General features: G+C 42.3%; 12 protein-coding genes. 6 read left to right on the top strand and 6 right to left on the bottom strand.

Annotation, left to right across the window (positions count from 1 at the left end; all coding sequences use genetic code 11):
* Positions 1-3: 3 nt before the first annotated feature.
* The 6 genes from A3IK_RS0107305 to A3IK_RS0107280 all read right to left on the bottom strand — a co-directional run bounded on the left by A3IK_RS0107305 (position 4) and on the right by A3IK_RS0107280 (position 6813).
* Positions 4-1728, bottom strand: coding sequence for a bifunctional alpha/beta hydrolase/class I SAM-dependent methyltransferase (locus A3IK_RS0107305; RefSeq protein WP_020559321.1), 1725 nt, complete (start codon positions 1726-1728; stop codon positions 4-6).
* Positions 1729-1732: 4 nt separating this feature from the next.
* On the bottom strand, positions 1733-2362 hold the full coding sequence (locus A3IK_RS0107300) for a lysophospholipid acyltransferase family protein (RefSeq protein WP_020559320.1): 630 nt from the start codon (positions 2360-2362) through the stop codon (positions 1733-1735).
* 13 nt (positions 2363-2375) lie between these two features.
* The gene (locus tag A3IK_RS0107295) at positions 2376-3314 is read right to left on the bottom strand and encodes a phosphatidate cytidylyltransferase (RefSeq protein ID WP_020559319.1); all 939 of its coding nucleotides are present in this window, start codon (positions 3312-3314) and stop codon (positions 2376-2378) included.
* Positions 3311-3898 carry a CDP-alcohol phosphatidyltransferase family protein gene (locus A3IK_RS0107290; protein WP_020559318.1) on the bottom strand — a complete coding sequence of 196 codons (588 nt, stop codon included), beginning with the start codon at positions 3896-3898 and terminating at the stop codon, positions 3311-3313. Before A3IK_RS0107290 ends, A3IK_RS0107295 begins: the two co-directional genes overlap by 4 nt.
* 155 nt (positions 3899-4053) lie before the next feature.
* Positions 4054-5472, bottom strand: a complete 1419-nt coding sequence (locus A3IK_RS0107285; protein WP_020559317.1) for an alanine/glycine:cation symporter family protein — start codon at positions 5470-5472, stop codon at positions 4054-4056.
* 420 nt (positions 5473-5892) lie between these two features.
* Complete coding sequence (locus tag A3IK_RS0107280; protein WP_020559316.1) at positions 5893-6813, bottom strand: tetratricopeptide repeat protein; 921 nt, start codon at positions 6811-6813, stop codon at positions 5893-5895.
* Positions 6814-7054: 241 nt separating this feature from the next.
* Between A3IK_RS0107280 and A3IK_RS0107275 the strand changes: the two genes are divergently transcribed.
* The 6 genes from A3IK_RS0107275 to A3IK_RS0107250 all read left to right on the top strand — a co-directional run bounded on the left by A3IK_RS0107275 (position 7055) and on the right by A3IK_RS0107250 (position 13221).
* The gene (locus A3IK_RS0107275; RefSeq protein ID WP_020559315.1) at positions 7055-7840 is read left to right on the top strand and encodes an SDR family NAD(P)-dependent oxidoreductase; all 786 of its coding nucleotides are present in this window, start codon (positions 7055-7057) and stop codon (positions 7838-7840) included.
* Positions 7837-8562 (top strand): carboxy-S-adenosyl-L-methionine synthase CmoA, encoded by a 726-nt coding sequence (gene cmoA / locus A3IK_RS0107270; RefSeq protein WP_020559314.1) that lies wholly within the window; start codon positions 7837-7839, stop codon positions 8560-8562. Before A3IK_RS0107275 ends, cmoA begins: the two co-directional genes overlap by 4 nt.
* Before the next feature lie 3 nt (positions 8563-8565).
* Entirely contained in the window at positions 8566-9558 is a 993-nt protein-coding gene (gene cmoB / locus A3IK_RS0107265; protein ID WP_020559313.1) for a tRNA 5-methoxyuridine(34)/uridine 5-oxyacetic acid(34) synthase CmoB, read from the top strand.
* A 65-nt stretch (positions 9559-9623) separates the two neighbouring features.
* Positions 9624-10322: a 2OG-Fe dioxygenase family protein gene (locus A3IK_RS0107260; RefSeq protein ID WP_020559312.1), complete on the top strand. Its 699-nt coding sequence runs from the start codon at positions 9624-9626 to the stop codon at positions 10320-10322.
* Between the two features lie 310 nt (positions 10323-10632).
* Positions 10633-11424, top strand: a complete 792-nt coding sequence (gene pssA / locus A3IK_RS0107255; protein WP_020559311.1) for a CDP-diacylglycerol--serine O-phosphatidyltransferase — start codon at positions 10633-10635, stop codon at positions 11422-11424.
* A gap of 252 nt (positions 11425-11676) precedes the next feature.
* Complete coding sequence (locus A3IK_RS0107250; RefSeq protein ID WP_020559310.1) at positions 11677-13221, top strand: 2-isopropylmalate synthase; 1545 nt, start codon at positions 11677-11679, stop codon at positions 13219-13221.

Raw genomic sequence — 13221 nt, 5'->3', positions numbered from 1 at the left:
ATCTCATTTAATAGAGTTATCTGTGGTTAGTTGGGCTAGTGAGACAGTAAAAATACCCCAGTTATCTATTTGCATTTGGAGCTTTTTAAAACCATAGTCACTAAATAGGCTATCTAATTCATATTGACTGCGGCGGCGCATAATCCAACGTTGTTTTTGATGATTACCGAGTACTTGGGCAATTTGCTCTAATTGCGGATGCCAAGGTTGCCCGGTGTAAATGACATAACCATTAGGTTGTAGCCAGTATGCAATCCCCTCAATGGCTTTTTTGATTAAATTATTACTACTAAATAATTCAAATACCCCAGAAACAATCACAATATTAGGGCGTATCGTTTGATTTTGATAGCTGGCATAATCAAAAGCGTCAGCCGCTAGGTAATTAATATTAGTTAAATTAAGCTGACGCACCAGTGTTCTTCCCTCAGCTAGATTTTGCTCTTGATAGTCGCGTACTTGAATCTGAATATCAGGTAAAGCCTGAGCCAGCTCCATGAGATAACGAGCAGGGCCGCCGGCAATATCAACAATACTAACCTCTTTACCTTGAATTTGGAGCTGTAAAATCGCTTCTTTAAGCATTTGTTGTAAATGGACTTTACGCTGCCTAATACCACGCCAGCCAATAGCATTTAAATATTGCTTATCAATAGCACGCCCAATAATACCTAGACCACTAGGTTTATTTTTATAAATATGATCTAAAGCTACACCTGAGTCAAAGCCATATTTTAAACCTACTTGCATACCATCACTTAAAAAACCTAGACGCTGCATCATATAGCGTTGAGCTTGATAAGAAAGTTTGCGGGTTAGAGAGGTTTTACCACCAGCAATTTGATTACGCTCCCATTGGGTTAACACGACTAGGTTATCGCGCATTTGCAATACGGGGGCTTTAAAGCATATTTGGATAAATTCTAAAATACTATTCATGACTTTATCAGCACCGTGCTCATATAAAATGCCATGATAAAAACCATCTAAAATCAGATGCTTTTTCAACGGAGAGGATAATGTTTCATAAAATTGTAATTGTGCTGCATTATCAACAACATAATCTTGTCCCGCACTAATCACTAAAGTAGGGGCTACGATTAAATAAGCATCCTGAATAATTCGCTGGGCTGTGTCTAATAGAGTCGTTAATTGTCGTGCAGGAATAGAGGGGTTAATCAGTTTATCATTATTATAGCGCTCTTGTTCTGCACGATTATGGGTTAAAAATCGGGCTTTAACATAAGATTTAACTTCTAATTTAGGCTTAAAGCGAATGGCAAGATCTAATGCTGGTTTCGCTAAAGGTACATATAATTTAATTTTGAACGCAGGTGCTAATAATGCCATACCCGCAATTTGAGGGGCGTAATCATGTACCCAAGTCGCGGCTATAACGGCTCCTACTGAATTAGCTAGTATAAATATATCATTTTGATTTTTATGTGTTTCTTTGCAAATAAACTGCACAAAAGTATCTAAGTCGCGTACCATTTGCATAAATTCATAACAGGCTGCTGTTTTACTATGACCATGCCCGCGATTATCAAAGGCATAGACGCTATAGCCTGCTTGAACCAGCACTTCGGCGACCGCGCTTAAGCGCTCGGAGTGTTCGTGTCCGCGATGGAGTAGTACGACGATTTTGCCATTGCTTTGAGCGTCTGTATCCCATACACGATAGAATAATATATTGCCTTCTGAAGCGGTAAATTGTCCTGTTTTCATAGCGTTATATCCCTAGTAATGATTGCTGTAAACCACGAATACTCTGTTCTAAGTGCTGCATAAAATCACTCTTAGTCGTTTGTGCGGTGTAATAAAGCGGCTTGCCGATCATAACATCTATACCAAAGGGGACGAGTAGTTTTTCACCTTTTGGCAATACTTTGCCGGTGCCATGCATATAAATCGGAATAACTGGCGTCTGAGGAAAGTCTTTGGCTAAATGAGCAATACCGGATTTAAAAGGAGCCAGCGTATTAGCCTCACCTCGACTACCCTCAGGAAAAATAATAACACTATGCCCCTGATTTAAAGCAGCTTTGATATCAGTAAATAGTTGGGAGCGATCCGCATTATCTTGACGTTTTAATGGAATAATACCTAGTACAGTCAGTGAAAACCAAGCTAGCCATTTATTCTTTAAAAAGTAATCAGCGGCTGCAATAGGACGAACTTTACTGAGCTGATTGAGTGGATATAAACTCATTAGTATTAAAGTATCCAGATGGCTATTATGATTAGCGACTAAAATGCTAGATTCAGTCGTTGATAGATTATTACGACCTTGAATATGCACTCCTGTTACTAAGAGCAAAAAGGGACGTACAATGAGTATGAAAAATAAGAGTTTTAACATACTAATAACCTAACTAATAGTATAAGTAATAAACATAATGAAAAAATAGTGGTGCGGTATAAGTGAGGCTATCCACTCGATCCAAGATGCCACCATGTCCGGGAAGTAAGCTGCCACTGTCTTTTACATTAACCTCGCGCTTAATCATGGAAATGACCACATCACCAATAAAACCAGCACTACTAATTAACATACCTACTAATAATGCTTGATACCACTCAAAGGGAGTCAGAAAAGAGAAGAATAATGCCAATAGCGTTGTACACATAAAGGCACCGATAAAACCTTCTACTGTTTTATTAGGACTCACTTTAGGTACAATTTTATGCTTACCAAAACGTTTACCCCATAAATATTGTAATATATCATTAGCTTCGGTGAGTAATACGACATAAAGGACTAAATCTGTACCCGTAATAGCTAGGTTATTACTAGGGTTAGTTAAGTTAAGTAAATAGGCTAAATGACTAAGACCAAAAACAAACATCATTAGCCCCCAGTGTATGCGGCTGGTATTGGCTAAAAATCCTTGTGTTTCACCATTGAGTACTTGGCAAAAGGGTAGGAATAAGAATAAATAAACAGGTATCCAGATAATAAACATACCATACCACTGCATATGAGCAAAAAGGTATTGTATGATAATAGCTAGATACGCATAAAAAATAATACGTCGATCAGCACGCCGTGAAGGTATTAAGGTAAAGTATTCTTTTAATGCTAAATAACTTACTAGGCCAAAGAAAAATAGAGCTAGGGTATTATTCAGCATAACGCCTAGCGTAAATAAACTAATAATCCACCACCATGATTGAATTCGTGCTATGAGTTCGGGTGTTTTATAGGTTTTTACTAAGGTAATGATTAAGGTGGCTAACATGAGTACAGCATAAGTCATTAATAATACTACGCCACTTTTACTATGAAATAATCCAATAAGTGAATCTATCATGCTATTAAACCCTTACGGCAGCGATTAATAATAGTCCAGCTATTGAGTGCAATAGCTATTATTAAAATAGGATTGACCCAAGTCATAGGTAATAAATCTAAGCCTATGAGTAAACCTAAAGTACCCATTAAAAAGGCACGGTCACTCTTGCCCATAGGACCTTCGTAACGGCGAGTTTTACCTAATAGGCCTGCCATTTCAGTGAGTAAGGCGGTAATAACGAAGATTACAATAAGCGTCGGGGAGATAAAAGGAATAAGGGCAAAGGGTAAATATAATGCTGCATCAGCAATAACATCCCCTAATTCGTTGAGCATAGCGCCTAGTGGGGTTTGTAATTGATAAGTTTTAGCCAACATTCCATCTAAGGCATTTAATGCCATGCGTAACAATAGGATTAGTGGTAGTAGGATTAATAACCATTTCGCGCCTTGAGTATAGGCTAGCATTAAACCAACAAAGACACAGAATACTAAAGTAGTGAGAGTAATTTGGTTGGGAGTAATGCCTAATTTTGCTATCTTATTAAGCAGTGGCTTTAATAAGTTTTGAAATATAGGTTTGAGATTATAAATAGTGACCATATCACTGACTTCCTAATGAGCTATGGTTAGAAAGTATGGCATGGTTTTAACGAAGAGGTAGAGGCGTAGGTGAAGTTGCAAAAGATAATACGCTAAGCCTTATAATACGCCCAACAGACCTCCCTCTCAATAAGAGAGGGAGATGATTAGCTTAGTTATTGTCCATCCCAAATAGATTGGTCAATTTTACCTTTTAGCTCAGGGTAATCATGAGGGTTAAAGGTAGGTTCTTTACCCAGTTTGCGTTGAGCAAAGTAATCATTGGTTAATTTAACAACTGTGCCAGAGAGTAAAACAATCGCAATTAAGTTAATAGTTGCCATTAATCCCATGGATGCATCCGCCAGATCAAAGACGGTTTGGATGGTTTGGATCGAACCCCAAACGACCATCGCCAATAGAATGCCACGTAATACCATGAGTTTGGGTTTATCACCTAAGCCTAAGTAGACCATGGCATTTTCAGCATAGCTATAGTTACCAATGACGGAGGTAAAGGCAAAGAAGAAGATAGCAATGGCAATGAAATAATGCCCTGCTGCACCAATATGAACACTCAATGCTTGTTGGGTGAGTTGGGTTCCGGTAACACCTGAGCCGGGTTCTAAGACACCGGATAATAAAATCATAGTAGCTGTTGCAGTACAGACTAAAATAGTATCAATAAATACCCCAAGCGCTTGTACAAAGCCTTGGCTAGAAGGGTGATGAGGAACCGGAGTGGCTACTGCTGCAATATTAGGTGCAGAACCCATACCGGCTTCATTGGAGAATAGACCGCGTTTGATACCATTTAACATCGCAGCGATAATACCACCGGCTACACCGCCGACGGCTTCATTGAAACCAAAGGCACTACTAACAATAGTCCACAATACATGAGGAACATCGGTGATATTGACGATTAATACATAAACAGCCAGTAATAAATAACCACCTGCCATAAACGGCACCACAATTTCAGCGACTTGAGCAATTTTCTTAATCCCGCCAAAAATGATGACACCTGCTAAGCCCGCAATAACCAGTCCAGTGACCAGTTTAGGTAAACCGAATGCACCCTCAAAGGCCTCTGCAATCGAGTTAGCTTGCACCGCATTGAACACTAAACCAAAGGATAAGATCAGACAGACCGCAAAAATAGCACCGAGCCAAGGTAGGCCTAAACCTCTAGCGATATAAAAAGCAGGGCCACCGCGATAATTACCTTCAGGGCCTTTGATTTTATACAGTTGAGCCAGAGCAGATTCGGAGTAAGCAGTCGCCATACCGACTAAAGCCACCATCCACATCCAGAAAATAGCACCAGGGCCGCCTAAATAAATAGCGACAGCAACACCGGCTAAGTTACCTGTACCTACCCGCGAGGCCAGTGAAACCGTTAAGGCTTGAAAGGGAGAAATACCATTTTTATCGGTAGTAGGCGCACGCAAAACACTGCGAAACAACTCACCAAAATGCACGAATTGAATAAATCCTAGGCGGATTGTAAAAAAAATACCAACAGCTAATAAGCCATAGATGAGCACATAGCTCCAGAAGATCGTGTTTAAAAAATCAATAACACTGCTCATTGTAAAAGGCTCCTTCCTAAGGGGATGTTGAAAGAGGGGGTTAATAGTGAGGCAAAAAATTACACCAGCTACCCGTTAAGATGCATTTTGCTTGCCACTTTAGTGAATGACTGCAAGTGCTTTGAGTGCTGCTAACACTCTCACGGTATCTCTACACTACTGAGTGATCTTGTCAATAGAATTAATCGCTAACTCACGAATTTTATTATCATTGCAAGCGCTTTGAGTGATAGTTGATTCATTGCTAAGCAATCTACTTTCTAAATTGCGTTTACTAGAGGAGCAAGTATTACGTGTATAACAACTGCACAGGCATTAATTTGCAGTTGCACAAAGAGAGAGAACATCACCTTTGATCATCAGAGTTTCACAAAAAATGTGTCAATCGTTTCAGTCCTGATGATGTTGACCTAACCTATTTCATCTTCCATTCTTTATAAACGCTAAATCGCTTTCTAGCTTGCTAAGAATAGGTAGATATTCTTTTGGTTTATCCTTGGCTAGCAGATGTATAGAGTCAATGATTTTCCTATAGTCTTTTTCTACGTTGGTTTTATAACTATTATCAACTACTAGCAATTGAGATAAGCTATCAAATACAAAGGCTAGTCGTGAAAAATAAGCAGGATCTAGAGCAATGAGCTGTTTGGTAGTATTAAGTGCTTCCTTATAGATGAGGTAAGCTTCATCGTATTTTTTTAAATCTTCTTTAGTTCCTGCTAAGTGATTAAGTAAGATCACTAAGCTAAATAGATCCTCTGGGTTGCTAGATTGAGAGGTTATCTTTTTACGTTGATTTTCAATGGCTTCTGTGCTAATAGCTTCGGCTTGCTGAAATTGATTATTTCTTTGTAAAAATTGCGCATATTGATCTAGGTAGCCACTATTCCTATTATACTGAATGGCTTGCTTAAAATACTGATTAGCTTTAGGAAAGCGTTCATCTTCTAACTTAGAGTCTAGTTCTATTAGGTGAGCTAATAATATTAACTCATCAGTTATGCTATTTAATTGCATCTGTCTAGAAGCACTATCAGGTAATTTTAATAACTGTTCTTGCTCTTGGATAATCACAGCGCTATCTAAAGCAGCCTGTGCCATATCATCTTTATTTTCATTAAAATATTTTGCAGCTTGCTTTAAACGTTCCGTTTTTAATGGCATCGCTGAAATTAGACCCGCTACTTGCGCTCGCATTATGGCTAAGGGCATTTGCTGTCTAATTGGCTGCTTAGAAGTAGAAGCTAATGGAGATGGATTTAAAGTGTTGGAGGTACTATCTGCATAGGCAATTGTACTACCTAACCATAATAACGATAGAATGGTTATCTTTAGCTTCATGATATTCCCCTTTATTAATAAACTAAATAAGCAGTTTTTAGATCAAAAAATCAATTAAAAAATCTATTTTAAGCCAAAATATATCAAAACCTTATTCATTATAAACAGGCTATTATTTTACCGCCTTGAGTTTTTCATCCAAGATAGCGGACTAGATTAAATTATTGAGATCTACTAGGTGTTTAGGCGGTTTTAGCACTAAAATATTGCCCCTTTAGAGCTTAAGCTTTGTGGAGTTAGTATGTTACAGGAACTACTCAATTATGTGCCTGACAGCCCGGTATTGCAGGATCGGGTGATTGTAGTGACAGGAGCAGCTAGTGGGATTGGTCATGCGGTGGCAGTGGCTTATGCACGATTTGGCGCAACCGTGGTGCTATTGGATAAAAACGTTCCTGCACTAGAGGCCACCTATGACAAAATTGTGGCGGCGGACTACCCCGAACCGGCTATTTATCCCTTGGATTTAGGCAAGGCGAATCAAGATGATTACGCGCTAATGGCAGAAAAAATCACTGAAAACTTTGGGCGCTTGGATGGTTTGGTGCTCAATGCGGCGTGGTTAGCGGCCTTTATGCCGATTAAGCTACATGAGGTTGATTTATGGGCAGAAATGTTCACTATTAATGTGCATGCTAATTTCTTGATTTTGAAAAATTGCCTACCCTTATTAGAAAAAGCCCCTGATCCCGCCATTGTGGTATCGAGTGATGCTACGAGTAAACCCTACTATGGCGGTTATGGTGCCTCTAAAGCGGCCTTGGATGCCTTAACCGATTTAGTGATGACCGAATACGATACCCCTCCCCATTTCATTCGGGTAAATCGGATTAATACCGGCCCCGTGCGTACCTCACTGCGTACCATGCACTATCCGGGGGAAAATCAAAATACTCTAGTACGGCCTGAAAATGTGGTAGGGCCTTATTTATATTTCATGAGTCCTGATGCGGGACAGCGCACGGGTGAAGCGATTGATTTCGGGCGTTTGACCGCTGATACCGTGTGGTTGGGTAATTCGGTATGAGTCGCGATCAGGTTTATGCTGAACCTTTGCCTCAGGTAGTGGATTTCACCTTTAATGCTGCCGTAGCGGATGTATTCCCCGATATGATTCGCCGCTCAGTGCCGGGCTATGAGACCATTTTGACCTTATTAGGCGTAATGGGGCAGACGTTTATTCAGTCGAATACCCATGTGTATGATTTGGGCTGTTCATTAGGAGCTGCAACCTTAGCGTTGGCTTCACGCACCCAAGCAGAACAAGTGCAATTTGTCGGAGTGGATAATTCGCCCGCCATGGTGGCGCGTTGTGAGCAAGTGTTGCAGCGCCATCTACCACGCCAGCCCGTAACCGTGTTATGTGCGGATATTCGCGAGCTAAGCTTTGAGCCAGCCTCGGTAATAGTGCTGAATTTTACCTTGCAGTTTCTACCCCCTGCTGATCGCCAAGCGTTATTAGAACGTTTGTATCAAGCTTTAGTCCCTAATGGTGTATTGATTTTGTCGGAGAAACTGCGCTTTGCAGAAGACAGTGAACAAGCTTTTCTGACCGATCTCTATATGGCCTTTAAGCGAGGCAATGGCTATTCCGAGCTGGAAATTAGCCAAAAGCGTAATGCACTAGAGCATGTATTGATTCCAGAAACGAGTGCTCAACATATTGAGCGTTTGCAAGCTATAGGATTTAAACAGGTGTATCAGTGGTTTCAAGGTTTGAGTTTTAGCTCCTTTATTGCGGTGAAATAGGCCATGGATTTAACAGCTTATTTTCAGCAAGTCGATCAGGCATTGAGTGGGTTGCCATGGGCGGAGCAATGGCGTACTCAATTACCCGTACAAATCAGTGAAGTGCTGAATGCGCCGCACGGTAAGCGTGAGGAGTGGTTACAGGCTCTAGCCCGTTTGCCAGTCGTTACTCCTTCGCAGGTGGATCTCAATACGGATTGTATTCAAGTAGGGGCTGCTCAAGATTTAACTGCTGAGCAGCAACCACTATTACGTCACTGTTTGGAAACTTTTATTCCGTGGCGCAAGGGGCCGTTTAATCTATTCGGGATTCATATTGATACCGAGTGGCGCTCGGATTGGAAATGGCAGCGTGTATTGCCACATTTAAGTGATTTAACTGGGCGCACGATTTTAGATGTGGGGTGTGGCAGTGGTTATCACTTATGGCGTATGCGGGGTGCTGGGGCTAAATTAGTGTTGGGAATTGATCCTAGCCTATTTTTTTTGATGCAATTTCACTGTGTACGGCACTATTTGCCCCATGAGCCGGTCTATTATTTACCACTTAAAAGCGAAGATTTGCCCATGCTCAAGGAAGGTGAGGGCTTTGATACGGTATTCTCTATGGGGGTATTGTATCATCGCCGCTCGCCACTACAGCATTTGCAAGAGCTGAAAGGGGTATTGCGTGCGGGGGGCGAGTTGGTATTGGAAACCTTAGTGGTAGAGGGTGATGAGCGCACGGTATTAATGCCAGAAGATCGTTATGGTAAAATGCGTAATGTGTGGTTTATTCCTTCTACTACTATGTTAGAGCTATGGTTACGCCGCCTAGGTTTTATCAATATTCGCACGGTAGAGGTGGGGTTAACCAGCCTAGAAGAGCAACGGCGCACCCCGTGGATGCGTTTTGAGTCGCTGGCTGATTTTCTGGATCCTAATGATCGCAATGTGACGGTTGAAGGCTATCCAGCTCCTAGACGGGCGGTACTCATTGCTCAATTGCCGCTATAGCTCTAATCTTATTTCTAACCTTTAATTCTAATCTACCCTTTTACCTATTTTTTAGCAGAGAGATCGTGAAGCAGTTACTACAAACCTCCGGTTATCAATTAGAAATCGGTGCTAACCAGCCACTTCAACGCCAATTAGTACAGTTTAGTGCTAACGCCTATCAGCGTTTTGTTAAGAGTTGGAGACAGCTTTGTATTGATCCCTTTTTACGTGATGGGGGTAGCTATCGGCTGCGGCGTTATTCGGTGTTTCAGTGGAGCGGGGGGCGCTTAACTTTATTGCCACATGAGCCGCATTATCAAAGCAGTCATTACAATAAAGTACACGGCGGGTTTAATCGCCATTTTCGCCCGTGGCTAGCAACGACGGTTAGTAATGTAGCCTTTAAGCGTATTGTGCAGTGGTGTATTGAGCAGTTTGGGGCGCGAGCCTTGCAGCAGACTTGGCGGATTCAGGCGCATCAATTCCGTATTTTGGCGCAAGCGCATGAAGCCGGTAAGCCCACCCCCGAAGGCGTACATAAAGATGGTGCAGACTATATCTTAGTGATGCTCTTAGATCGGCACAATATTGTCGGTGGGGAGAGTCAGTTATTTGATAATGCCATGCAGCCTTTGGAACAGGCGACCCTAAGCCAACGTGGTGATTTACTGTTGATTAATGATGCAAAGGTCTATCATGGCGTGACAGAGATTGAGCCTCAAGATAATACTGTACCGGCGTGGCGCGATGTGTTGGTGTTGACTTTTCATCGGCAACGCTAAATTCTGGATAACATTCAAGCCTTATTAACCTATCCCCCGTATAATGCCTCTCATAGATCAGTTAACAACATAATTAGTTGATCTAGCAAGAATAATAATAAGAGCTGCTTAAGCAGACGGATATTTTGACTAGACGGGCTGGGGGGACTTGGCCCGTTTTTTTATGCTGCCTACTTTTCACTAAACCTACCCATTAAATTCCCCTAACAGCGCAATAAGATGACTACAGTCACCTCCTGCTATACCTCCAGCTTACTCTAGATGCTAAACTCATCGTGAGCAGCTTTTATCTATATACGAGGGCATCATTTTGGAACCAAACGATATACCAACACTCAGCGAAGAAGAAAAACGTCGCCGTGGCCTCTACATTTTACCTAATCTCTTTACAACAGCGGCACTTTTTGCCGGCTTTTATTCCATAGTCGCGGCGATACAAGGGAAGTATGAATTAGCCGCCGTGGCAGTATTCATTGCTATGATTCTGGATGGCCTTGACGGACGGGTAGCACGAATGACCAATACCCAAAGTGCTTTTGGGGCGGAATATGATAGCTTGGCTGACTTGGTATCGTTTGGCTTAGCGCCCGGCCTACTGATGTATCAATGGGCACTTATGCACTTAAAAGAGTTAGGCATTGCCTGGGGAAAAGCAGGTTGGTTGGTGGCGTTTATTTATGTGGCTTGTGCGGCCTTACGTTTGGCACGTTTTAATACTATGGTGGGTAAAACAGATAAACGTTTCTTTTCTGGTTTACCGAGTCCTGCGGCGGCGGCCTTGATGATTGGCACCGTGTGGGTATTTTATGATAGCGAGGTGCTAGGGAGTCATTTTATGTTTCCTGCTTTGCTGATCACCCTGACCTCTGGACTCTTGATGGTGAGTAATTTCAGCTATTATAGCTTTAAAGATATTGATTTTCGTAATAAAGTCCCCTTTGTGGTTGGGGTTTTGATTATCTTAGGTTTATCCTTAGCCACGATTCATCCACCAACCGTTATTTTTACCGTGTTTTTAGTTTATGCAGCTTCAGGGCCGGTGATGTGGTTGTATCGTCGTTATAAACGTATACAGCGGCGGAAAAAAGGGGAGGAGGCTTGAGCTTTTAGCATTTTTGCGGTAGCTTGCAGTTCTACTTATTCAAAAGCCCACGAATCCATCATGACTAGCCAATATGCCAATACTATAAGCGTAGCTGATTATATCAATCAGTTAGTAGGCTTATTGGCTGCACTGCACCTGCGACTGCCCGTTCGGGCATTATAATCTGTTATGCTCTGGCGAGGTTATACGCGCTCCCTTTGAGGGATTAATGATTATTTGTTGAATTGGCAGTGTATTGAGAGTTTTATCATGTCTAAAGATCGTTTGATTATATTTGATACCACCTTGCGTGATGGCGAGCAAAGTCCGGGAGCATCGATGACCCGCGACGAAAAAATTCGTATTGCTAAAATGCTAGAGCAAATGCGCGTTGATGTCATTGAGGCAGGTTTTCCTATTGCTAGCCCAGATGACTTTGAGGCGGTCAAAGCCATTGCTCAAATCGTCCGTGAAAGTACTGTGTGTGGCTTAGCGCGTGCCTTAGATAAAGATATTGAACGTGCTGCAGAAGCGATTAAGCCGGCAGCATCGGGGCGGATTCATACTTTTATCGCGACCTCACCGATTCATATGCAAAACAAATTGCGTATGGAGCCTGATGCAGTGGTGGAGCAAGCCATTTATGCGGTGAAAAAAGCGCGTAACTATACCGATGATGTCGAGTTCTCTTGTGAAGACGCCGGGCGCTCCGAGTTTGAGTTCTTATGCCGGATTATCGAGCAAGCGATTAAAGCGGGCGCTCGGACTATTAATATCCCCGACACCGTAGGCTATCAAATCCCGCATGTGTTTGGCGATATGGTAGGGCGTTTGATTCAAACTATACCTAATGCCGATCAAGCGATTTTTTCCGTGCATTGTCATAATGATTTAGGTTTGGCAGTAGGTAACTCCTTGGCGGCTGTGATGCAGGGGGCGCGTCAAGTCGAGTGTACTATTAATGGTTTAGGCGAGCGGGCAGGTAATGCCTCTCTAGAAGAAGTTGTGATGGCGATTCGTACCCGTCCTGATGTATTTCCAGTCGAAACCCGTATTGTTACTCAACATATTGTGCCGACCTCGCGCTTAGTATCGGGTGTGACCGGGTTTGTGGTACAGCCGAATAAAGCTATTGTAGGAGCCAATGCCTTCGCGCATGAGTCCGGTATTCATCAAGATGGTGTGCTTAAACATCGCGAAACCTATGAAATTATGCGGGCGCAGGATGTGGGCTGGTCGGATAATAAGATTGTTTTAGGTAAACACTCTGGGCGTAATGCCTTAAAAACCCGCTTGCAAGAGTTGGGTATAGAGCTAGCAACAGAAGAGGCGTTAAATGCGGCCTTTTCCCGTTTTAAAGATCTCGCGGATCGCAAGCATGATATCTATGACGAAGATTTGCGTATCCTAGTGCTAGAAACAGAGGCGCATCAAGCGACCGATACCTATGAATTGGTATCGAGTTCGGTATGTTCAGCAACAGGTGAAACACCTAATGCTCTGGTGGTATTAAAAGTACAAGGTCAAGAGTTAAGTGCCGAGGCTCAAGGCAGTGGCCCCGTGGATGCGGTGTATAGTGCTATCCGTGCGATTACGAAAGAAACCGCTGATTTACAGCTTTATTCGGTAAATGCAATTACCAGTGGCACGGATGCACAGGGTGAGGTAACGGTACGCCTAGAAAAGGCTGGACGTATGGTGCATGGACATGGCGCTGATACAGACATTGTGATTGCCTCAGCCAAAGCCTATGTGGATGCTCTGAATAAGCTCGTGACTCAGGATGAGCGTGAACATCCTCAACATTCGGTATAA

The sequence above is a fragment of the Thiofilum flexile DSM 14609 genome, from assembly GCF_000380185.1.
Classification (GTDB): Bacteria; Pseudomonadota; Gammaproteobacteria; order Thiotrichales; family Thiotrichaceae; genus Thiofilum; species Thiofilum flexile.
Note: the sequence above shows the minus strand (reverse complement) of the source record. Positions and strands in the feature narration are given on the sequence as shown.